Raw genomic sequence first — 24219 nt, 5'->3', positions numbered from 1 at the left:
GCGATAAATAAGTTCGTTGTTTTTACTTTGAAAGTTAGGTAATCAACCCGTTGCGCATATTTCTAAGGGATTACCAAACCATTAAATTATTTCATTAAAAATAAGCTCTTAATTGCACGTTTCCAGTATGAATGGCTTGGCTTGTTTCGCTTTTTCGACCTTGGTAATTAACGTTTACATCTAAAAATTGTGTGATATTTTTTTGCAAAAGCAATCTCCACGTCAAGTTTTGACCCGTTTGTAATCCTTCCAGCATTTGAAATCCTACTGAAGAGAATTCATTTCCATCAAATTTATTTTGGTAAAAAGAAACTTCTCCGTTCATTGTGAATTTTTTAGTTCCTGCATAAGAAAAGGCGGTCCCAAAGCGATTTTGCAGCAGCGTTTCCGTACCGCCACTTTGATTTTCTTTCTTTTGTAATTCATAAAAGATATCCCAACTGGTACTCTTGGAAAATAAATAACTGATTTTTGGAGCCAATTGATAACCGTTGATGTCGAAGTTTTTCTCTGGGAAATTCTCCGATTGAATGGCGGTTTCTATCGTTTTGGCAAAAAAACCAAACAGCCAGCTTTTATTGTATAAATGGTTGTACTGCAATTGATGGGAACTGTTGCTAGCTGCCTGCGAACCTATGGACAATAAGTTTTTCGTTTTATTCTGAAAGTAAGAATAGGTAATCGAATGGTTTTGTTTTCCTCGATTGTAAAACAAACTGTTTCTTAAACTGGAATTTAGTCCCAGCACATTTTCATTGGAACCGCTAAACGGATTTAATTCAAAATTAGCACCGTCACTTCTCGTTTTTTGGTCGATTAAAAAAGCGGTTTGATTGTAGAAATAAGAAAGTAATTTTTTTATTCCTTTCTCATTTTGCCATTGATTTGGGTTTAAGGTCACGGATTGGGAGAACTTATTTTGATATGTTTTTATATAAATCCGATTGGGTAAAAACACCCGGATAAATTTCGCCTGATCGATAAAGGGAGCGACTTCAAACTCCTGTAATTCCTGAATTCCATTGCCGTTGTAATCATTCCAAGTGTAAACGCCTTGTCCGGCTGGTACTTCCAGATAGGTAAATTCCTGTTGCGGAATGGTTCCGGAATTCGTTTCGTAAACCGTTGTACTTTGGATTAATTGATTGAAAAAACGGTCCGCATACACGATTCTGGAATTTAATGTTGGTTCTTTTTTTCGTGTAGCGTCCACAAATTCCAAGACTCTGTAATTGGCGTAAAGGGACAAATCACTTTTATTGGTTTGAATTAATTTTGATTTCAACATAAAAGTCTGGGAGGAATTTACGCGCTGAATCAAGTTGTTCTGTAAGCTATCATTGGTTCTTCTGAGATAACCCAATTCCATAAAAACCTTGGTGCTGTCACCTCTTCCAGTGAAAAAACCGTACTCTGTAAATTTTTGGCTTAAAGCTGAAAACCGATTTTTAACTTTGTCTTTTTCCTGATTATCCTCTAATCGCAAGCTGGAACCAACCCAATTTTTATCGAAATGAAAACGCATTTGAGACTGGTTTCTTAAAAATTTCGAGGATAAAATAGTTCCATCGCTTTTTAAAAAACTGCCTTGGTTTTGAAAAGTCCAATTTTTAATTCGAAACAAACCATTTAAAACATGCCTGCTGCCCGAAAAATTTTCGGAGAAATCTAGTTTTTCAAATTGATACAGTACTAATCCTTTATTAGTGGATTTTGGTTTTGGATTTAAATCCAATTGCAACCCGGAAACTAATAAACTTTGATTTCCAGTGCCTGCATTTCCTAAATTCCAGTCCCTGTCAAATTCTATATTATAAAGCCGTTCCACAGACCTGAAATTGTTTTGCACAAATTGATAATTAGTGAAAGCATCCATTTGCCATTTTTTTGAAAAAAGTCGTTGTTTGGCATTTATTTTTCCAGCCAAACCTTTGTTGTTCGCATCATCAATGGTCGAAAATAAATTTTTATCATTGTTGCTGATGCCAATTTCAAAATCTACAGCTGTTTTTTCAGTGGGTTTAAATTTTCCTAAAAAGGTGGCGACTTGTACCTTCGTTGGCGCAATAAGTTGAATTATGGGTTCGTAATTTCCTTGCGGAATCCCGTTTACAGGAGCATTGTATTCGTAAACTCGGGTGATTGTTGCTGTATTGGTCAAAATATAATTCCCGTTATTGGTTCCTACCATAGTGAATCGGACATTGAATAATTCTTGCTGTGCGTCATTTGAATATTCGAAAATTTCTACGGCATTAACGAGCGTTTTTCGATACAATACTTTGTTTTCGGAGTAAGTGTCAGAATAGGCGGAAGGCGCAGTCATCAAACTTGGATTGTCTCCGGAATTCACCAATATTTGGGCTTGTTCCTGTGACAAATTTTGTTGTAACGGTTGGTTTTTCAAGTCGTTTTCCGAATATAAATAGCCTCCAAAACTCCATTTCTTGTTGTCATGCGTGGCTCCGGCGTAAGTTACAAAACGCGTGTAATTTCGATCGGAATATTGGTATTCTATAGCAATTCGCATTTCGGAAGTGATGGTAAAAAGTGGCGTAAATACAATTTCACCCGCATTGTAATCTATCGTATAATCATTGTTTTCGCCTCGTTTCAGTAAAATTCCATTGACATAAACCCGCTCTGAACCCGAAACCACCACAACATACAATTCGCCATTTTGCCCTTTTAATTTGTACGGACCTTGATTGCCTTCTTGTCCCACAATATCACTTTTGGCATATTGTCCTCGAACTAAAGCCGCTGATGCAAATACATTTGTTTTGTTTTCTTCGGTTCCAAAGTTGAAATTGGTTGCCAGTCCCTGTACTTTTTTATTGAAATTCAGGAATTGGGTTTTCTTGTTTTCCAGAAAGATATCGCCCGCTCTAATATTCCAGTCCTCGCTGAACAATTCCATAAAAACATTGTCAAACTGATCCAGTTTTTGAGAATAGCCGCCGTCCTGCAACGGAATATTACTGTCTTGAATGGAGGCTCTTAAACTTACTTTTTCGGAAATTTTACCTGTGATTTGTAAATCTAAATTGGAGTTCAAAACCGCATTTTGATTGTTTCCAATCGTCAAGCCACGCGTAATGCTTCCGGAAGTGTTCAATCCGTCAAAAGGCACATTTTTGTTTGTGTTTTTTTCTTCAATTTTGTATAAATTTCCAGTTCCTGCCTCATTACCGACTACTCGGCTGGAGTCGTAAATATGGTATTCTTGAGTTAATATTGCCGGAAATTTAAGATACTGTATTGTAAGCGAATCGGAGCTAATATCGCTGTTTTCCTTGAAAAGTAGCGTACCTTTTTCGAAATTTATTTTAAATAATGTGCTGTCGATTCGCTTGCCATTGGCGTCAAGTAATTTGAAAAAACTGGAATTAATGCTTTCTTTTTCTAAGTAAATCGTGTCGCGTGAGGGAAGGATTTTTTTGGTTTTGTACAACGAATTTATTTCCTGCGCATGGAGCCCGGAAAAACAGCTTATTACAATCCAAAAAAGTAATTTTTTCAACATAAATACTATAACTCGAAAGTATCAAAAGTAGTATTTATAATTCGATAATTAGAACATGTGTCAATCAGAAAATGAGTCGATATATAAATAACGATATTCTCGCGTTATGCTTTTGTTTATATTCTTTGAGCAACAAAAAATGGGAATCAAAATTTAATTTCGATTCCCATTTTTCAATAGTATTAAACAGTTTTTAAACTTCTTTTGTCACGACTTGCATGGTTTCACGACTGACTTGTTTCAACAAGACAATTTTGTTTTCTTCGACAGTTTGAGTTGCTTTGTCATCGAAATGTCTAATGGTATATAAAGTGACATTTTCATTAAATTCAACTTTGAATTTTTTAGATAAAATGGCATTCAATGCTTTAAAAGTATCAAATTTATCTTCCACACATACTGAGAAACTAATTGCAGAATTCTGAATTAAGTTTACTTTTATTTTGAATTGGTGAAACAATGCAAAAATCTCACTAATGTTTTCTTCCATGATGAAAGAGAAATCTATTGAGGAAAGCGAAATCAAAAGTTGGTTTCTTTTGACAATAAAACAAGGCAGATACGGTTCTAAATCGACACCTTTAGCAACACTTGTTCCTTTTAATAATGGGTTTATAAAGGATTTTACATATAAAGGAATTTCTTTTTTCTGTAAAGGCTGCAACGTTTTTGGGTGAATAACCGTTGCGCCGTAAAAAGCTAATTCAATGGCTTCGCGATAGGAAATTTGATTTAATAGGCTGGCATTTTCAAAATATCTTGGGTCGGCATTCATTACTCCGGGAACATCTTTCCAGATAGTTACGCTTTCGGCATTTAAGCAATATGCAAAAATTGCAGCAGTATAATCAGAACCTTCACGACCCAAAGTGGTAGTGAAATTATTCTCATCTGAACCCAAGAAACCTTGTGTGATGTTCAGTATTTTTCGTTTAACGTTTTTGGCAATATTTTTTTGTGTCAATTCCCAATCCACTTCGGCATCTCTATAATTTGCGTCTGTTTTTATGAAATTACGAACGTCCAACCATTGCGTTTTTATACCCATGAAATTCATGAAATGACTCAGGATAGTAGTCGAAATTAATTCTCCGTAACTTACAATTTGGTCGTAAACAAAATTATAATTGGGAGATTTATTGTGTGTTAAGAAATATTCTAAATCAGTAAATTGTGTATTTACAGCGGCAAAAACGTCATTTTTGTCTTCCTCAAATAAATCCATCAAAATTTGATTGTGGTATTTTTTTACTTCTTGGACAGCTGAATTTAATTCGGCCGATTTGTCGAAATAGTTTTTTATGACAATTTCCAATGCATTCGTCGTTTTTCCCATTGCAGAAACGACCAACAATACATCTTCGTATCCCACTTTTTGTAAAACTTCATATACGTTTTTAATTCCTGCGGCATCTTTTACAGAAGCTCCTCCAAATTTGAATATTCTCATAGTTTTAACCAAAAATTGTTCTTTATGCTTTATTTTAATTTATCTTCCACGAAATGATTGATTCCTATTTCGTCCATTTGTACCACAAACCAATCTCGAAGCACTTTTGCACCTGATTTTTCATATAATTCGATTGCCGGTGTATTCCAGTCTAACACATTCCATTCCACTCTTCGGACCTGATCTTTTTTCGCTTGTTTTAAAACTTCAGAATACAACGCGTATCCAAGTCCGGTTCCACGCATTTTGTCTTTTACCACTAAATCCTCTAAATGAATTGTTTTTCCTTTCCAAGTTGAAAAGCGGTAATACCATAATGCGATACCAACTATTTGCTTCGCCGGTTCGCTATCACTTTTATCATCATCCACTTCGGCAACAAAAACATGAAATAAAGGAACAGGACCAAAACCATCCCGAATTAAATCGTCAACAGTTACAAGAACAGCATCTGGCTCTTTTTCAAATGCAGCTAATTCTTGAATAAGGCCCAAAACGGCTTGCATGTCTTGCTGAGTTCCTTTTCGAATATTCATAAATTTTTATTTTAATGGTTCAAAAATGTAATAAAATTGAATTTTTACACAATAATTTTGTGGTTTATTCAGCAAATATACAATACTGGCAAACTAACTAAATTATATTCAAATCATTTTCACAAAAAAAACGATATTTGTGACTTCAAATTAACTACATCGATTTCGTAATGGAAGAACGCAACAAAACACTAGGAGAATTTATTATTGAAAATCAAAACGCTTTTCAATATTCGTCAGGCGAATTATCCCGAATCATTAATTCCATCCGATTGGCTGCCAAAGTCGTCAATTATAAAGTGAACAAAGCTGGATTAGTTGACATTGTAGGGGCAGCGGGGGAACAGAACATACAAGGTGAAGATCAGCAAAAACTTGATGTTTATGCCAATGAAGTTTTTATACAAACGTTGATCAATCGCGAAATAGTTTGTGGTATCGCCTCTGAAGAAAATGATGATTTCATCACCGTAGAAGGAAGTGATAACAGCCATAATAATAAGTATGTAGTGCTAATGGATCCGCTTGACGGTTCATCAAATATTGATGTAAATGTTTCGGTTGGAACTATATTTTCGGTTTACAGAAGAATTACTCCAATAGGAACTCCAGTTACCCTTGAAGATTTTTTACAGCCTGGAATTAATCAGGTTGCTGCAGGATATGTAATTTACGGAACGTCAACAATGTTAGTTTATACAACAGGACACGGAGTCAATGGATTTACGTTGAATCCGGCCATTGGAACCTTTTATTTATCGCATCCAAAAATGAAATTCCCAACAGATGGTCATATTTATTCCATCAACGAAGGGAATTATGTTCATTTTCCGCAAGGAGTAAAAGATTACATCAAATATTGCCAATTAGAGGAAGGGGACCGGCCATATACTTCAAGATATATAGGTAGTTTGGTTTCCGATATTCACAGAAATATGATTAAAGGTGGGATTTATTTATATCCTACAAGTTCCAAAGCGCCAAAAGGAAAATTACGATTGCTGTATGAATGCAATCCATTAGCTTTTATTGCGGAACAAGCCGGAGGAAAAGCTTCTAATGGATTTAGCAGAATCATGGAAATTGAACCGACAGAATTACATGAAAGGGTGCCGTTCTTTTGCGGAAGCTACAACATGGTAGAAAAAGCGGAAGAATTTATGCACGAAGCTAAATTAAGCAAATACTAAAATTCAGGTTTATAAAAAAAGCTCCCAGATTTCTGGGAGCTTTTTTCGTATGATTTGTAATTACTTGTTCATGTTTTTCATTTCGAAGAGAAAAGTGTCGAAATCAACTTCTTTATCCACTAAAATCAGTGCTTTATCTACGATGTAATTCACATTTTCAGTGTTAAACCCTAAACCAACACCAATTTTTCTCAGCATCAGCTCTTGTTTGTCACCTAAATGATGGTCAACGTGAACGATTCGGGCTAAATCATACAAGCGCTCTATTCTTTGTTCGTACAAATAAGGAGGATTGATTGGATATTTTAGAGGATTCTCTAGAATCTCTTCATATTCTGCAGGAGAAATTTCTAATCGAACTGCCAGTTTGTCTAAAAATGCTTTTTCTTCTGGCGAAAATTCCTCGTCAGTAAGTGCTACACGTACAATTGATGCAAAATGGCCTTTATTTCTCTGCTTGAATTCGCTATCAAATAAATCTGAAAATGACATAATTATTGGTTTTATATCTGACAAAGATAAATCTATTTTTAAATTAATAATTTTTATTTTTTTTATATTTTTTCTTTGCATCCGATGTCTTTTGAAGTGCATTTATTTAAATAATCAAATCAATCATTTTCAAAATTAATCGTAAGTTTACAACCCCTTTATCAACCTAATTATTTACCGATGTCAGAATTTTGGATTTACTTTCAAATAGGATTAAAACACGTTTTAGATATTCATGCTTATGACCATGTTTTATTTTTAATAGCACTAGCAGTTCCTTTCTCCTTCAAGGATTGGAAACGAGTTGTGCTTTTGGTTACCCTTTTTACCATTGGTCACACAATGGCTTTGATGCTTTCGGTTTTTGAAATAATTGCTATAAAAGTAAATGTGGTCGAGTTGCTGATTCCAATTACGATACTCATAACGGCTTTATTTAATCTTTTTACGGCAGGAAAATCAAGCAAGAAAGAAAGTATAAATGTGGTGTTTTTTATCACACTTTTCTTTGGGATAATCCATGGTTTGGGATTTTCAAATTATTTCAAATCGATTCTGGGCGGTGATGCTACATCTAAAATATTGCCATTGTCCGAGTTTGCGTTAGGAATAGAAGCGGCTCAGATTGTAGTGGTTTTTGTGGTTTTGATTTTATCGTATATAGTTCAAACCGTTTTTAGATTTTCGAAACGCGATTGGACATTGGTAATGTCGGCCTTTATAATAGGAGTAGTGATACCTATGATTGTTGAAAGTGAAATGTGGAAAAGATAAAATGAGCGAAAAAAAATTGAATAAATACGATAAAGCGTATCTCAGAATTGCCAAAGAATGGAGTCTTTTGTCTTACTGTAAACGCAAACAAGTTGGTGCGATTATTGTGCGGGATAGAATGATAATTTCCGACGGATACAACGGAACACCTACTGGTTTTGAAAACTGCTGTGAAGATGAAGAAGGCTTGACACGTTGGGATGTTTTACACGCTGAAGCAAATGCGATTCTGAAAGTAGCCCGATCCACGCAATCTTGTGAAGGCGCGACTTTATATATTACGCTTTCGCCTTGCAAGGAATGCAGCAAGTTGATTCATCAGTCAGGAATAAAAAGGGTGGTTTACCATAAAGGTTACCGCGATGATTCTGGAATTCAATTTTTGATAAAAGCAGGAGTTGAAGTGGAACATATTTCAATTTTAGAAGAATAAATGAACTTTAATACTAAATATCTGCCCATTCTTATTTTTGCAACACTCGCTTTGGGTATTGTTCTGGGCGGGCTATTGAATTTCCCTAATACAGCGGATTATTTAGTCAAAAATAATTCGAAAAATAAACTGAATAAACTCATCGATTTTATTGATAATGAATATGTAGATGATGTCAACACAGATTCTATTGTAAACCTTACCGTTGATAATATTTTGGCAAAATTAGACCCACATTCCGTTTATATTCCGCCCAGCGACCAGCAGGAAGTGATGGAAAGTATGAAGGGGAATTTCGTGGGAATTGGCGTAAATTTTTACATGTATAAAGATTCTGTTGCCGTTATAAAACCAGTGGAGAACGGCCCTTCGGCAAAAGCTGGAATTAAAGCAGGTGATCGAATTTTATATGCCGATAAAACAAAATTGTTTGGGCGAAAATTGCCAAGTGACAGTTTGTATTCTAAATTGAAAGGAACGGTTGGATCAAATATTGAACTTACCATTTACAGAAAATCGGAAGACAAAAGACTAAAAGTGAAAATTAAGCGCGATATTATTCCTCTGAAAAGTGTGGATGTGGCGCTGCTTTTGAGTAATAAAACAGGCTACATTAAAATAAATAGGTTTTCGGAAACGACCTACAGTGAGTTTATGTTAGGTTTAACAAAACTGAAACAGCAAGGTGCAAATTCACTTATTATTGACGTTCGAGATAACGGTGGAGGTTACATGGAAGAGGCCATTGCTATTGCCGATGAACTGTTGACGGATAAGCAACTAATTGTGTTCACCAAAAACAAAAACGGAAATATTGATAAAACATTTGCTACTGCAAAAGGCAATTTTGAAAAAAGAAATGTTTTTATTTTAATCAATGAAAACACCGCCTCGGCCAGTGAAATTCTTGCCGGTGCAGTTCAGGATAATGATAGAGGAACCATTGTAGGGCGCCGTTCTTTTGGAAAAGGATTGGTACAACGAGAAATGAATTTTGCTGATGGTTCAGCCGTTCGATTGACTATTGCCAGATATTACACGCCTACCGGTCGTTCGATTCAAAAACCATATTCAAAAGGAAATGAAGCGTATTTCAAAGAATCTGAAGCCCGTTTTGGAAATGGGGAATTGTATGAAAAAGACAGCATAAAAGTTTCGGACACTATAAAATTCAGAACTAAAAAAGGTAAAATTGTTTACGGCGGCGGCGGAATTGTGCCTGACGTTTTTGTACCGCTGGAAGTGGAGCACGGAAATGAAAGTGCCGCTTATTTATTACAATCCGGAATCGTTGGTAATTTTGTTTTTGAACAATTAGATAAACATAGAAGCACTTTTAAAGGTTTGTCTTTCGACCAATTTAAAACTAAAATGAATGCAACGGATTTCTATTTCAATGCGTTTCAAAAATTTATTTTCGGAAATGGGTTGGATTTAAATTTTGGAAAAAGCAAGGCTTTGGTAAAAAGGTATTTGGCCGCTGAATTTGCCCGACAATTGTACGGGGAAAACTATTATTATCAAATTGTTTTGAAAGAAGATGCGATGGTTAAAAAGGTTTTAAATCAGAGATAATAAATATTTTCTGCAATATGCAATTTAAGTTTTCTGGAATGACAGTCAATGAACAATGGTAGGTTACAAGACTTACCAATGATTTTGAAATTTGTTTAAAACAAAAAGATTTTGAAGGAATTAAATCTATTTTAAAGAAAGTTGAATTGAATGAAAATTCTGTCTTGAAATAATTAATAGTCTAGCGTTGAGGGATAATTAAAAGTTTAATTCAACTTTTTCAACTGATACTATTATAAGCATGAGTTTGGGTCGCGCCACTCCATAAAGTAAGAATGTCCGTTGCAACAGCTGCTCCACTTCCGGCAGCAATGAGCAGTTGAATTCTCCAATCTGCTTAAGTTTCTGTCACATAAATGCCTTCAACAACTTCATGGTCAATGGTTTTGAGTTGTATTCTTTGTTTTTCGAAAAGTGATTTTTAATGCCGTTCTATATACTGCATCAAAATTTCAATGGAGAAAATGTTAGCTGAACTAATTTCTACCACAATTATACTGGTTTTGTAGGTAGTTTTGTTTGTGGTCACTGTAAATTCGTGAAAACTGCCTTCGATTTTCAGTACTTTTCACTTGGATTTGTGTAATCTTCGAATACGTTTCTTAAAAATGTGTCGTGCTTTCCTTCAATAAATCAGCGCCTAATGTTGCACGAGATATTCTCCGTAGACAGCATTCAACAGCGCTTCTTGAAATCTAGATATTTTTTGATGGGTAAAAACGCCGATTTTTTGATCGGCTAGAAGAGATGTCTTTTTAGCAGAAGCTAAAATAAGCGAACACGACATTTCTGAAACACCAGCACCTAAAATAAGTACATCAAAATAAAGGATTACTTTTCGTTGGTTTTCTCTTCAATTCTTTTTGAAATTCTAAAGATTAATAGAATCATTACAGCACAAAACGAAGCCGCGATTCCAATAAAAGCAACGACACTTTCTCCTTGAAAGGGATTTCTAAAATCCAGCAAAGTAACATTAAAAAGGATTAGAGCTATTGCTAAAAATACCAAAATGTTAGTGAAAATTTTCATAATACGTTATTGTTTTTGTTTTAAAAGAAACAGATAGTTGAGATTGGTTTTTTAAACTGAAAATAAAACTCCCAAAAAATCTAATTTATTTAGTAGCATTGAATTGGAGGGTAAATTTATGTAAATTTAATTTAGACAAACAAACCTTTAACATTCGCAGCGAATAATTTAACAGCAATAGCAAGCAGTACAACTCCAAAAGTCTTTCGAATGACTCCAAGTCCATTCTCGCCAAGCATTTTTTCTATTTTAGAAGAGGATTTCAAAACGATGTATACCAGTATGATATTCAATATGATGGCGATGACAATATTAATTGTGTAAAACTGAGACCGTAATGAAAGTAAGGTAGTCATCGTTCCCGCGCCGGCTATTAGAGGAAACGCAAGCGGAACAATCGAGGCTGAACTGGCTTCCTCGTCCCGATAAATCCGAATTCCTAAAATCATTTCCAACGCCAAAAAGAATAAGACAAATGAACCGGCAACGGCGAAAGAATTTACGTCGATACCAATTAATTTTAAAAGTTCTTCCCCTGCAAAAAGGAAGACAATCATAATTACACCGGCAACAATCGAAGCTTTTTCAGACTCAATGTGTCCATGTTTCGTTCTTAAATCAACAATTATCGGGATGGATCCCACAATATCAATTACGGCAAAAAGTACCATACCCACTGTGATAATTTCTCTAATGTCGAATTCTAACATATCTTTTTTTGTTTGCAAAGTTATATTTTTAATCTCACATCTGCTTCTAGTTTTCTCCACTGTAATACTTTAGAGATTTTCTCTAGAAATAATTTTTATCAATTTTTAAGAATTTGGAATAATTAAATTTATTATTTATTGGTTTTTTAAAAAATGGTCATTATCAAGCATTTTTGTATTTTATTGTTTTTAACTCCAAAATCAAATATTTTTTTAGCTGATTTGGTTAAAATGTGTGATATGTTTATAGGAGTAATATTGATATTTAATCACTGTATTTTTATTTGTAAAATGTTCTAAATCCCTTCACAATTTGATATTCCTCAAATTTGAATGAAATTCTTTCTTTTCCTCATGCTTAATTATATGATAAATCCTTCATTCTATTTTTATCAATAAATGGGTAATATATAAAATAGCTATTTCCGGTGCCATTTCAACTTTTGTAAAAGATAATTATTAGGTGGTGTCGTTGAATTCCAAAGGCAATTTATTTGCTTTAAAAATTGAAAATATTTTAACGAACATTGATAAAATTGGTGTGTATGGAAACGCCATTCCGTTTTTAAAAGTTGATTTTTCTGCTGGTGATCTGTTTTTTGATAAAAAAAGAGTGATTTATTTGTCGATGATTTTTTGGATGGAAGCTTAAAGTAGATAGATGTCTCGGGAAATATTTCTCAATTTACTTCAGACTATGGATTAATTAGAGATTTTACAATTGATGCTAAAGAGGCTTATTATTTGGCTTCTTATTCAAATATTGCCTCAATAAGTTTCAAAGCTACTCACAGCTGGCTGATTTTTAATTTAGAATCTCGTCCTAGTAATTTAATATGTGATAGCAAAGTCAATGTATATAGGGGTAATTTAAATAATTCTATTTGTAAAATCACACTTGCTTGAGCAGTACCGTCTTTTCAATCAGACGGCAGTTTTGGAGGTTTAAAACGTATAACCATCGACAAATACGAGAATAATTATATAATTATGTCTAATCAAAACTCAAATTATAATTCTCTAAGTAGTGTTTTAAAATTACATTTTAAAATTCCCCTTTGTCTTAGTTTGATTATATTTGCATTTTATAATCATACTACCTCGTAATAATGTTTCAACTAGGAAAAACCATCGTCTCTGAAGACTTACTCCAAAAAGATTTTGTTTGCAATTTGACTGCTTGTAAAGGCGCCTGCTGCGTAGACGGCGACGCTGGAGCACCTTTAAGTTTGGAGGAAACTCAAATCCTCGAATCTATTTATCCAAAAGTAAAACCATTTTTACGCAAGCAAGGAATTGCTGCGATCGAAGCGCAAGGAACTTGGGTAAAAGGAACTGATGGCGATCTTGAAACACCTTTAATAGACAACAAAGATTGCGCGTATGTAATTTTTGACGGTAAAACGGCTCTATGCGGTATCGAGCAAGCGTACAATCAAGGAATAATCGATTGGAAAAAACCGGTGTCCTGCCACTTGTACCCCGTTCGTGTAAAAGATTTTACGGAATTTGCTGCCGTTAATTACGATAAATGGGATATTTGTGATCCAGCCTGTTCTTTAGGTCAAGAGTTAGAAGTTCCGGTTTATAAATTTGTCAAAGAAGCTCTCGTAAGAAGGTTTGGAGAGGATTGGTATGCAGAGCTCGAAACAGTTGCTGAAGAGCTTAAAAATAATTCAAAATAGAATAAAAAATCCTTGTTTTCTATTTTTAAAATCCTATATTCTACGGTACTTTACAGTGTTTTTTAAATTTTAATTAACTGATTTACAGTTTTTTATAGTTTGAATAAAAATTCTCTTTAATTTTTCTATTTGTTAAAAACTATAACCGATTGTGAATAAGTTTGGCTTTTAATTCTAGCAATATTTTACAATCTTTGTAACTCTCAAAACGGTGTTTATTCCGTTAAAATCTCAAAAAAAACAAACTACTATAATGGCACAAGTTGAACCAATTTTACAAGAGAATAAAAATCGTTTCGTAATTTTTCCAATCAAACACCATGATATTTGGGAATTTTATAAAAGTATGGAAGCCAGTTTCTGGACTGCTGAAGAAATTGATTTGTCACAAGATTTAAATGACTGGAATAACAAACTTTCTGATGATGAGCGTTATTTTGTCAAGCATATTTTGGCATTTTTTGCTGCTTCAGATGGAATCGTAAATGAGAATCTAGCTGAAAATTTTGTGAACGAAGTACAATATGCGGAAGCAAAATTCTTTTACGGTTTTCAAATTATGATGGAAAACATTCATAGCGAAACCTATTCCTTATTAATTGATACGTATGTAAAAGATGAAGTGGAGAAAGATGACTTGTTCAATGCGTTAGAAGTTTTTCCTGCAATTAAGAAAAAAGCGGACTGGGCTCTAAAATGGATTGAATCGGATTCATTTGCAGAACGATTGATCGCTTTTGCAGCGGTTGAAGGAATTTTCTTTTCGGGAGCATTTTGTTCTATTTATTGGTTGAAAAAACGTGGATTAATGCCAGGATTGACGTTTTCTAACGAATTGATTTCTCGTGATGAAGGAGTTCACTGTGATTTTGCCGTGCATTTACACAACCACCACTTGGTGAATAAAGTGCCAAAAGAAAGAATCAGAGGTATTATTGTGGATGCTTTAAATATTGAAAGAGAATTTATCACCGAGTCACTTCCTGTAAGTTTGATAGGAATGAATGCCGTATTAATGACACAATATTTAGAATTTGTTGCTGACAGATTGTTAGTGGAATTAGGTTGCGAGAGAGAATATAATACTACAAACCCATTTGATTTTATGGATATGATTTCTCTTCAAGGGAAAACAAACTTCTTTGAAAAGAAAGTAGCCGAATATCAAAAAGCAGGTGTAATGAACACGGATGGTGATGCTCAAAAAATATCTTTTGACGCTGATTTTTAAAATTTGAATTTTTATTGATCCATTAAATATTTTTTGTGCTACTCTTGCAATAGCCCAGATAGTAATGGAAATCCTTTCTAGTCCTGAACTTGTTTCAGGATCCTGAAACAAGTTCAGGACTAGAAAGATTGCAATGGATAGCTGGAAATAGCTCCATAAAAAGATGCTGAAACAAGTTCAGCATAAATTACAAATAACGAAAAACAGCGAAGGGATTTTCTGTTTTAAAAAACAAACAAAAGTATGTACGTAGTAAAAAGAGACGGGCACAAAGAGCCGGTAATGTTCGACAAAATCACAGATAGAATTAAAAAACTATGTTATGGTTTGAATGATTTGGTTGATGCCGTGAAAGTCGCAATGCGAGTAATTGAAGGGCTTTATGATGGAGTTTCTACGTCAGAATTAGATAATTTAGCAGCCGAAACTGCAGCTTCAATGACTATTGCGCATCCTGATTACGCACAATTGGCAGCAAGAATTGCAATTTCGAATTTGCATTCCAATACTAAAAAATCATTTTCGGAAACAATGAACGATATGTTTCATTATGTAAACCCGAGAAATGGACAAGATGCACCTTTGTTATCTGATGAAGTACATCAGGTGATTATGAAAAATGCTGAATTTTTGGATTCACACGTGATATATAACAGAGATTTTAATTATGATTATTTTGGGTTTAAAACCTTGGAAAGATCCTATTTGCTAAAAATAAACGGTAAAATCGTGGAGCGTCCGCAACACATGTTGATGCGTGTTTCGGTTGGGATTCACTTAGATGATTTAGAATCGGTGATTGAAACGTACGACTTAATGTCGAAAAAATTCTTTACGCATGCAACGCCTACATTATTCAATGCAGGAACTCCAAAACCTCAGATGTCTTCTTGTTTCCTTTTGGCGATGCAAGATGATAGTATTGACGGGATTTACGACACGTTGAAACAAACGGCTAAAATCTCGCAATCAGCTGGCGGTGTTGGACTTTCGATTCACAATGTAAGAGCAACGGGTTCCTATATTCGTGGAACCAATGGTACGTCAAACGGAATTGTACCGATGTTACGTGTTTTTAATGATACGGCGCGTTATGTAGATCAAGGTGGTGGAAAACGTAAAGGTAGTTTTGCAATATACATCGAAACTTGGCATGCAGATATTTTTGAATTTTTGGACTTAAAAAAGAATACCGGAAAAGAAGAAATGCGCGCCAGAGATTTGTTTTTTGCGATGTGGACTTCGGATTTGTTCATGAAAAGAGTACAGGAAGACAGTTATTGGACGTTGATGTGTCCTAATGAATGTCCGGGATTGTATGATGTGTATGGCGAAGAGTTTGAAGCCATGTACATTGATTACGAGAAACGTGGAAAAGGTAGAAAAACCATTAAAGCGCATGAACTGTGGGAGAAAATTCTGGAATCGCAAATCGAAACCGGAACGCCTTACATGTTGTATAAAGATGCAGTTAATAGAAAATCAAACCAGAAAAATCTGGGTACGATTCGTTCTTCGAATTTGTGTACCGAGATTATGGAATTTACATCCAAAGATGAAATTGCAGTCTGTAATCTAGCCTCTCTTTCCTTGCCGATGTTTGTTTCTAATGGAAAGTTTGACCATGAATTGATGTATACCGTTACAAAACGGGTAACTAGAAACTTAAATAAAGTAATCGATAGAAATTATTATCCAGTAATTGAAGGAGAAAATTCGAATAAACGCCACAGACCAATTGGACTTGGAGTGCAAGGATTAGCCGATGCTTTCATTATGTTGCGTATGCCGTTTACGAGCGACGAGGCTAAAAAACTGAATCAGGAAATTTTTGAAACATTATACTTTGCAGCGGTAACCGCATCGATGGAAATGGCCAAAGAAGAAGGGCCTTATTCCACTTTTGAAGGTTCGCCAATTTCTCAAGGAGAATTCCAATACAATTTGTGGGGAATGAAAGATGAAGAATTATCTGGTCGTTGGGACTGGGCTTCATTACGAAAAGAAGTGATGGAACACGGAGTGAGAAACTCGTTGTTAGTCGCGCCAATGCCAACGGCATCGACTTCACAAATTTTGGGGAACAACGAAGCATTCGAACCTTATACTTCTAATATTTACACCAGAAGAGTCCTTTCAGGAGAATTTATTGTGGTAAACAAACACTTGTTGCACGATTTAGTGGAGCGTGGTTTGTGGAACGAAACATTGAAACAAGAATTAATGCGAAATAACGGTTCGGTTCAAGACCTGAATATTCCGCAAGATTTGAAAGAATTGTACAAAACAGTATGGGAAATGTCCATGAAAGACATTATCGATATGTCTCGTCAGCGTGGTTATTTTGTGGATCAATCACAATCATTGAACTTGTTCATGCAAAATGCCAATTATTCAAAATTGACATCAATGCATTTTTACGCTTGGCAATCTGGATTGAAAACGGGAATGTACTATTTAAGAACAAAAGCTGCGGTGGATGCGATTAAATTTACATTAAACAATGACAAAAAAGCAGAGCCAATCGAAATTAAAGAGCAATCAATCTCTTTTCCTGCAGTCGCTGAAGCAGTAGAAATGACTTCGGATGAATACAGAGCCATGCTTGAATTGTCTAAAAATGCAGGGCCTGACGAATGTGAAATGTGTGGGAGTTAATAAATAATAATTGAAATATTATTTATTTATTGATGAAAGTGGAGATCATGGTTTGAAGACTATTGATGAAGGTTTTCCAGTGTTTTTACTTTGTGGCGTTTTAGTTTCTGAAGTTGAATATTTTAATATTAATTCAGTTCTAAATAGTTTGAAAATAAAATACTGGAACAATACTAATGTGATTTTACATTCGCGGGATATACGAAAATGTAATAATGAATTTAAAATTTTATTTGATTTAACGATTAAAGAAAGATTTTATGAAGATATAAATCACATTCTTACTTCAAGTAATTACAATATTATTAGTTCTGCGATTGATAAAATTGCATTTATTAAAAAATATGGAAAATTAGAAGATGATGTTTATGAAATTGCTTTATCCTTTATCTTAGAAAGAACAATTTTCTGTCTTGATGAGATGAAAGATTGTAAATCTTTAGAGATAATAATCGAAAAGAGAGGTAGGAAAGAAGATTTGAAACTATCTAGTCATTTACACAAATTAAGTCAAATTGGGACTTATTATGTGGATGTAGAAAGAATGAAAAAGTATGCAATTAAATATAAATTTCTTGGTAAGAAAGAAAATAGTAATGGTTTACAGATCTCGGATTTATTGGCATATCCAATAGCTAGAAAAATAATTACTCCAGAAGGAGTTAATATATCATTTGAATTAATCAAAGAAAAATTTTACACGAAAAATGGTAAACGCTATGGTTTGAAAGTTTTTCCATAAAACAAAAAGGCTGATTAAATCAGCCTTTTTTGTCGACCGGGGACACCCCAATCCTATTATATTTACATCAAATGATGTGTAATTCTTTTGCAAAGATATTACAAATTTGTAATAAATAAATTAATATTTAGCAAAAAGTTGCAGTCTGTAGCTATGGATTACATATTAAAGTTCTTATAAAACATAAAAATAATTAGAAAGCCTTTGTTTTCTGGAGCTATTTCCCGCTTTTCTTTGGAATCTTTTTATTTTAAAGGAAAATATAAAAAAGATTTCCACTTCAAACAAAGTTCACTTAACTCTAAACAAAATGAAAGTTGAGTGAAGTAATCAGGGCTAAAACACCAAGATTTAATATTAACATTTGTAAATAATTCACTATATTTGAGATAGCTCCCTTTAAAAATAAACCTTTTTACATTCATTACATGGAAAATAAAAAATTTACTGTTACAGATGATTTATTAGCTTCCAAAAGTCAGCGTTTGCTAAATCTTCTTATCGATGTTTTTATTATTTACATTATCGGAATCAGTATTGGCACCACCGTAAATATTATTGGAGACTTAACTTATAGTGACAGAGCATCGAACTGGCTTAAATCACTAAGTTTGATTGAAAATTTGTTCTTTGGACTTATTATTTTGTTTTTTTACTATGTATTTACGGAAATGTACTTCTCCAGAACTTTCGCTAAGTATTTCACCAAAACTATTGTAGTACGAGTTGATGGTTCCAAACCCAATACCAAAAACTTTATGATACGAGCAGTATCCCGTCTAAATCCTATGGACCCTTTTTCATTTCTTGGTAAAACAGAAAGGGGTTTGCACGATACTTTATCAGCAACTTATGTGGTAAAAAAGCACGAGTTTGTCGAGAAAATGAAAATGTTTGTTCCATCGGATGAAATTGGAGTATAATTCTAGTTCTGAAGGTAATGATTCATTAATTTTGTAGAAAACCTGCACAAGACAGTATGAGTAAAAAATTAAATATCCATTGCTTACAGCACGTTCCTTTTGAAGGTCTGGGTTGTATAGAGAATTGGATTCAAGAGAACGGGCATTCCCTTTCGTATACCACATTATACCACAATCCTAAATTTCCGGATCTTGATACGATAGACGCTCTGATTATCTTGGGCGGTCCCATGAGTATTCATGACGAAGCCATATTTCCTTGGCTAAAAGACGAAAAAGTATTCGTCAAGTCCGCAATTGATCGGCGAAAAAAAATAATCGGAATCTGTCTGGGAGCGCAATTAATTTCAAATGTGTTGGGAGGAAATATTACGGATAATGAGCAAAAAGAAATTGGTTGGTTTCCTGTTTCAATTTTAGATTCAAATGTTGCGATACTAAAGGCTTATCCAAAATCATTTTCTGTTTTTCATTGGCACGGGGAAACGTTTTCGATTCCTGAAAATGCTACTCGCTTAATGGAATCAGAAGCCTGTGCAAATCAGGCTTTTTTATATAATGATCAAGTATTGGGACTTCAATTCCATTTGGAAGTAACGGATGAGGCTATGAAAAAAATGGCTTTTCATGAGCAATCAGAATTAGTAAAAGACACGTATGTTCAAACCTATGATGAGATCGTAAGTAGTACTACATTTATAAAAGAAAATAATCGACTGATGTTTTCTCTTTTGGATAATTTGTTTAAATAGAACCCGATTGTTTTTTAAAACAAAACCTAGTAAATCGAGCATCTACTAGGTTTTTATTTTAGTGCTTACCTGAAGTCAGGTTGTTAAACGATTGCAATGTTTGCGACAGCAATTCTCATTTCCTTAGCTGCAGCTACCATTTCGATTAGTGCTTTTTTGGTTTCGTCCCAGTGGCGGGTTTTTAAGCCACAGTCCGGATTTACCCAAAGCTGATCTACAGGAATCACTGCTGACGCTTTTTCTAATAATTTAACCATTTCGGAACTAGAAGGAACACGAGGCGAGTGAATGTCATACACGCCAGGTCCTATCTCGTTAGGATAATTAAAATCGGCAAAAGCATCCAATAATTCCATTTGCGAACGCGAACATTCTATGGTGATAACATCGGCATCCATATCAGCAATATTTTGAATAATATCGTTAAACTCACTGTAGCACATGTGGGTATGGATTTGGGTATCATCTTTTACACCACTCGCCGAAATTCTAAACGCTTTTACTGCCCAATCCAAATAGGTTGCCCATTCTTCTTTGCGTAAAGGCAATCCTTCTCGAATGGCGGGTTCATCAATTTGAATAATCTTAATTCCTGCCTTTTCTAAGTCGATTACTTCATCTCTAATCGCCAATGCAATTTGGGTGCAGGTTTCTGAGCGAGGTTGATCGTTACGGACAAAAGACCACTGCAAAATAGTCACGGGACCGGTTAGCATTCCTTTTACCCATTTTGGCGTAAGCGATTGTGCAAAGGCCGACCATTGCACAGTCATTGGGTTGGGACGCGATACATCACCATAAATAACGGGAGGTTTCACGCAGCGGCTACCGTAACTTTGTACCCAGCCGTTTTTGGTAAACGTAAATCCGTCGAGTTGCTCTCCAAAATATTCCACCATATCGTTGCGTTCAAATTCTCCGTGAACCAGTACATCAATGCCTGTTTCTTCCTGAAAGCGAATCGTTTCTTCGGTTTCTTTTTGGAGTAAATCATCATATTGTTGTGGGCTTAATTCGCCTTTTTTGAACTTCGCTCTCCAGTTTCGGACTTCGGTAGTTTGTGGAAAAGAACCAATAGTAGTAGTTGGGAATAACGGAAGCTTCAAAACGTCTATTTGCTTTTTTCTACGGACTGAAAATGGATTTTCTCTTTGATCATCACCAGTTGCAATGCTGGTAACCCGATTTTTCACCACATCATTATGGATTAATTTAGATGTTTTTCGGTTTTCGTTGGCGGTTGTGTTTTCTTGAAATAGGACAGAATCAACGAGCGTTATCTCACCTGAAGCGAAATTTTGTAGCAGTACTATTTCTTCTATTTTTTGTTTGGCGAAAGCCAGCCATTGTTTGATTTCGGGAGTCAGCGTAGTATCATTGGTTTCTGAATCTAAATCACAAGGCGAATGAATCAGGGAGCACGATGGCGCAATTAGGATTCTGTTTTCGCTAAGTGCGTCCGTGGCTTTCTGAATAAGGGCTAACGATTTTTTGAAATCATTTTTCCAAATATTTCTGCCATCAACAACGCCAAGGGAAAGACTTACCGTGCTGGATAGTTTTCCTGATTCTAAGATGTCATCTAATTGGGAATGACAACGCACTAAATCTAAATGCAAAGTATCAACAGGCAAAGCAAGAACGGTTTCAAGATTTTCTCCGAAACAATCAAAATAGTTCGCAAGAATTAATTTGATTTTAGGGAAACGCTTGTTGATTTCATTATAAACATAAGTTATTGCATTTCTTTCTTTATCAGTTAGATTCAAAGCTAAAAATGGTTCGTCAAATTGGATCCATTCCACGTTTTCATTTTCCAGTTTTTGAAGGATTTCAAAATATACCGGAAGTAATTTTTCGATAAGATCGATTCTATGGAAACCTGCTTGTTTTTCTTTTCCAAGGAGCAAATAAGTTACGGGTCCTAGTAGAACTGGTTTTGTTGCGATTCCTAAAGCATTGGCTTCTTTAAATTCATCGATTATTTTTTCTGAGAATAATTTAAATTCTTGATCTTGAGTGAATTCTGGAACAATATAATGGTAGTTAGTATCAAACCATTTTGTCATTTCCATGGCAACCACATCTTGTCCGTCTTTTTGCGAACCTCTGGCCATGGCGAAATACAGATCGATATTGGAGTTTGTTTTGGCTAATTCTTGATAACGCTTTGGAATAACTCCCAAAGTAAGTGATAAATCCAGTACTTGGTCGTAAAACGAAAAGTCATTAGAAGGGATTAAATCAATTCCGGCTTCTGCTTGTAATTGCCAGTTTTCTTTGCGGATAGTTGCGCCTACAGTTAAAAGTTCTTCTGAGGAGATTTTTCCTGCCCAATACGATTCACATGCTTTTTTTAATTCTCTGTTGCTACCAATTCTTGGATAACCTAGATTGTTTGTTTTCATTTTTAAAAAAGTATTTTTTACGGAACAAAGTTATTGTATTGGATATTAAAACTTAAATTAGCGAATTGTTTCAGTGAATAAAAGTATTATATTGATAGATGATAGGTTTTAGTTCGGTATGAAACTTTAAAAATGATTTTTAACAGTAAAAAATACTATGGAAAATATAGATAACATTGATTTGCAAATCTTAAAGCATTTGCAGGAAAACTCGAACATCAATACTAAAGAGTTAGCCAGTAAATTATTTCTTACGGTAACACCTGTTTATGAACGTATAAAAAAACTGGAACGGGACGGCTATATTATGAAATATGTGGCCTTATTGAACAAGAAAAAATTGAATCTTGGGATGACTGTTTTTTGTAATGTTCGGCTCAAAGAACACGCCAGAAACGTAGGTAGTAATTTTGTAAAAGATATTGTTGCCCTTCCGGAAATTATAGAATGTTACAATATTGCAGGCGATTATGACTTTATGTTGAAAATTCTGGTCGAGGATATGTCCAGTTATCAGGATTTTGTGATGAATAAATTATCCACTATCGAGAATATTGGGAATACACAAAGCGTTTTTGTAATGGGAGAAATTAAACACAGTACGGCATTGGCGATTTGATAATGCGGAAGCAATTTATTGAAGTTTTTGATTGGAGAGAATTTTAATTGCTGGGTAAAATCTTAAAATAAAATGTATTTTTGGTTTTTTTTAATTTGGAATCAAAATTCGTTAATCTGAAATTATAAATCATAATGAACTGGGAACAACTTTTATCACTAAAACGTCAGGGAGACAAAGGGAAAAGATTACGTATAGAACAAGATGATACGCGACTTGGTTTTGAGGTGGATTACGATCGTATTATCTTCTCAGCAGCCTTTAGAAGTTTGCAGGATAAAACACAGGTTATTCCGTTATCAAAAACTGATTTTGTTCACACTAGATTGACACATAGTTTAGAAGTTTCGGTTGTGGGGCGTTCTTTAGGACGATTGGTTGGAAAAAAAATCATAGAAAAATATCCGCATCTGAAAGAAGTTCATGGCTATCACATGAATGATTTTGGAGCTATTGTTGCCGCCGCATCTTTGGCGCATGACATTGGCAATCCGCCTTTTGGTCATTCTGGCGAAAAAGCGATTGGAGAATATTTCTCCATTGGAAACGGACAAAAATATAAAAATCAGCTTACTGCAAAAGAATGGCAGGATTTAATTGATTTTGAAGGAAATGCGAATGGATTTTCAGTTTTAAACAGTTCAAGACCAGGAGTAGAAGGAGGAATTCGACTTTCATATGCAACATTGGGTGCATTTACGAAATACCCAAAAGAAAGTTTACCAAAAAAGCCGACACAAAATATTGCCGATAAAAAATACGGTTTCTTTCAAACAGACAAAGCTTTTTTTCAAGATGTGGCTAATGAGATGGGATTGATTCCAAATAAATCGGGAGATAATATAGGTTTCGAAAGACATCCTTTGGCTTATTTAGTGGAAGCAGCTGATGATATTTGTTATACGATTATTGATTTTGAAGACGGAATAAACTTAGGATTAGTTTCCGAAGATTTTGCTTTGGAATATCTGATAAAATTGGTAAAGGACAGCATCGATACTTCGAAATATAAAACTTTGGAAACTAAAGAAGACCGAATAAGCTATTTGCGGGCTTTGGCAATAGGAAGCTTAATTAATGACGCAGTGAAAGTTTTTATCGAAAATGAAGCGTCAATTCTGGAGGGTAAATTTCCTTTTGCGATCATGGATAAAAGTAAGTATAAAGCACAAATGGATGATATTATCAAGATTAGTGTTAATAATATTTACCAAAGTAGGGAAGTGATTGAGAAAGAAATTGTGGGTTATCAGATTATTCAAACCTTACTAGATAAATTCATCACGGCTTTTAATAATAAATACAACGGGAATGCGTCTAATTACGATTCTTTAATTCTGAAAATGTTGCCTGAGAAACATCATCTTGAAAAAGAAGACTTGTACGGACGATTACTTCATATTTGTCATTTTATCTCTTTGCTGACCGATGGGAATGCACTGGAATTATTTGAAACTATTAATGGGCGAAAAAAGAATTAATT

Annotated in this window: 19 protein-coding genes; 12 read left to right on the top strand and 7 right to left on the bottom strand. The window is 34.5% G+C overall.

Features of this window, described 5'->3' with window-relative positions; translation table 11 throughout:
- Positions 1–94: 94 nt before the first annotated feature.
- The 3 genes from ACP7AQ_RS08335 to ACP7AQ_RS08325 all read right to left on the bottom strand — a co-directional run bounded on the left by ACP7AQ_RS08335 (position 95) and on the right by ACP7AQ_RS08325 (position 5512).
- A complete protein-coding gene (locus ACP7AQ_RS08335) occupies positions 95–3526 on the bottom strand; it encodes a hypothetical protein (protein WP_426095116.1) in 3432 nt (1143 codons plus the stop codon).
- A gap of 193 nt (positions 3527–3719) precedes the next feature.
- Complete coding sequence (locus ACP7AQ_RS08330) at positions 3720–4976, bottom strand: aspartate kinase (RefSeq protein ID WP_426095115.1); 1257 nt, start codon at positions 4974–4976, stop codon at positions 3720–3722.
- Between the two features lie 29 nt (positions 4977–5005).
- Positions 5006–5512 carry a GNAT family N-acetyltransferase gene (locus ACP7AQ_RS08325; RefSeq protein WP_426095114.1) on the bottom strand — a complete coding sequence of 169 codons (507 nt, stop codon included), beginning with the start codon at positions 5510–5512 and terminating at the stop codon, positions 5006–5008.
- 170 nt (positions 5513–5682) lie between these two features.
- Here ACP7AQ_RS08325 and fbp point away from each other — a divergent pair, with 170 nt between their 5' ends.
- Entirely contained in the window at positions 5683–6702 is a 1020-nt protein-coding gene (gene fbp / locus ACP7AQ_RS08320; RefSeq protein WP_426062864.1) for a class 1 fructose-bisphosphatase, read from the top strand.
- Positions 6703–6762: 60 nt separating this feature from the next.
- Here the strand turns inward: fbp and ACP7AQ_RS08315 are convergent, their stop codons facing one another.
- Positions 6763–7194 (bottom strand): TerB family tellurite resistance protein, encoded by a 432-nt coding sequence (locus ACP7AQ_RS08315; RefSeq protein WP_426062865.1) that lies wholly within the window; start codon positions 7192–7194, stop codon positions 6763–6765.
- A gap of 180 nt (positions 7195–7374) precedes the next feature.
- Between ACP7AQ_RS08315 and ACP7AQ_RS08310 the strand changes: the two genes are divergently transcribed.
- From ACP7AQ_RS08310 to ACP7AQ_RS08300, 3 genes are read left to right on the top strand one after another with little or no spacing between them, the layout of a single operon-like run.
- On the top strand, positions 7375–7968 hold the full coding sequence (locus ACP7AQ_RS08310) for a HupE/UreJ family protein (RefSeq protein ID WP_426095113.1): 594 nt from the start codon (positions 7375–7377) through the stop codon (positions 7966–7968).
- Between the two features lies 1 nt (position 7969).
- Entirely contained in the window at positions 7970–8401 is a 432-nt protein-coding gene (locus tag ACP7AQ_RS08305) for a deoxycytidylate deaminase (RefSeq protein ID WP_426062867.1), read from the top strand.
- Positions 8402–9976, top strand: a complete 1575-nt coding sequence (locus tag ACP7AQ_RS08300) for a S41 family peptidase (RefSeq protein WP_426095112.1) — start codon at positions 8402–8404, stop codon at positions 9974–9976.
- Positions 9977–10807: 831 nt separating this feature from the next.
- On the opposite strand, the gene ACP7AQ_RS08295 is transcribed toward ACP7AQ_RS08300, so the two are convergent.
- Both ACP7AQ_RS08295 and ACP7AQ_RS08290 read right to left on the bottom strand, forming a co-directional pair.
- Positions 10808–11008 carry a hypothetical protein gene (locus ACP7AQ_RS08295; RefSeq protein ID WP_113634088.1) on the bottom strand — a complete coding sequence of 67 codons (201 nt, stop codon included), beginning with the start codon at positions 11006–11008 and terminating at the stop codon, positions 10808–10810.
- Positions 11009–11139: 131 nt separating this feature from the next.
- Complete coding sequence (locus ACP7AQ_RS08290) at positions 11140–11718, bottom strand: MarC family protein (RefSeq protein WP_091203045.1); 579 nt, start codon at positions 11716–11718, stop codon at positions 11140–11142.
- A gap of 1109 nt (positions 11719–12827) precedes the next feature.
- Between ACP7AQ_RS08290 and ACP7AQ_RS08285 the strand changes: the two genes are divergently transcribed.
- The 6 genes from ACP7AQ_RS08285 (at position 12828) to ACP7AQ_RS08260 (ending at position 19709) form a co-directional block, all read left to right on the top strand.
- Positions 12828–13403 (top strand): DUF3109 family protein, encoded by a 576-nt coding sequence (locus tag ACP7AQ_RS08285; RefSeq protein WP_091203042.1) that lies wholly within the window; start codon positions 12828–12830, stop codon positions 13401–13403.
- 253 nt (positions 13404–13656) lie between these two features.
- On the top strand, positions 13657–14634 hold the full coding sequence (locus tag ACP7AQ_RS08280; protein ID WP_426095111.1) for a ribonucleotide-diphosphate reductase subunit beta: 978 nt from the start codon (positions 13657–13659) through the stop codon (positions 14632–14634).
- A gap of 243 nt (positions 14635–14877) precedes the next feature.
- Positions 14878–17292 (top strand): ribonucleoside-diphosphate reductase subunit alpha, encoded by a 2415-nt coding sequence (locus ACP7AQ_RS08275; RefSeq protein ID WP_426095110.1) that lies wholly within the window; start codon positions 14878–14880, stop codon positions 17290–17292.
- Positions 17293–17302: 10 nt separating this feature from the next.
- Positions 17303–18034 (top strand): DUF3800 domain-containing protein, encoded by a 732-nt coding sequence (locus ACP7AQ_RS08270; protein WP_426095109.1) that lies wholly within the window; start codon positions 17303–17305, stop codon positions 18032–18034.
- A gap of 428 nt (positions 18035–18462) precedes the next feature.
- Positions 18463–18957 carry an RDD family protein gene (locus ACP7AQ_RS08265; RefSeq protein ID WP_426095108.1) on the top strand — a complete coding sequence of 165 codons (495 nt, stop codon included), beginning with the start codon at positions 18463–18465 and terminating at the stop codon, positions 18955–18957.
- Positions 18958–19013: 56 nt separating this feature from the next.
- Positions 19014–19709, top strand: coding sequence for a type 1 glutamine amidotransferase (locus ACP7AQ_RS08260; protein ID WP_426095107.1), 696 nt, complete (start codon positions 19014–19016; stop codon positions 19707–19709).
- A gap of 83 nt (positions 19710–19792) precedes the next feature.
- Here the strand turns inward: ACP7AQ_RS08260 and metE are convergent, their stop codons facing one another.
- Entirely contained in the window at positions 19793–22117 is a 2325-nt protein-coding gene (gene metE, locus ACP7AQ_RS08255) for a 5-methyltetrahydropteroyltriglutamate--homocysteine S-methyltransferase (RefSeq protein WP_426095106.1), read from the bottom strand.
- A 157-nt stretch (positions 22118–22274) separates the two neighbouring features.
- Here metE and ACP7AQ_RS08250 point away from each other — a divergent pair, with 157 nt between their 5' ends.
- Both ACP7AQ_RS08250 and ACP7AQ_RS08245 read left to right on the top strand, forming a co-directional pair.
- Complete coding sequence (locus tag ACP7AQ_RS08250) at positions 22275–22736, top strand: Lrp/AsnC family transcriptional regulator (RefSeq protein ID WP_426062877.1); 462 nt, start codon at positions 22275–22277, stop codon at positions 22734–22736.
- A gap of 134 nt (positions 22737–22870) precedes the next feature.
- The gene (locus ACP7AQ_RS08245) at positions 22871–24217 is read left to right on the top strand and encodes a deoxyguanosinetriphosphate triphosphohydrolase (RefSeq protein WP_426095105.1); all 1347 of its coding nucleotides are present in this window, start codon (positions 22871–22873) and stop codon (positions 24215–24217) included.
- The last annotated feature ends 2 nt before the right edge of the window (positions 24218–24219 follow it).

This window comes from Flavobacterium sp. DSR2-3-3 (assembly GCF_049896585.1).
Lineage (GTDB): Bacteria > Bacteroidota > Bacteroidia > Flavobacteriales > Flavobacteriaceae > Flavobacterium.
The sequence above is the reverse complement of the archived record's forward strand: the minus strand, read 5'-3'. Positions and strand labels throughout refer to the sequence as shown.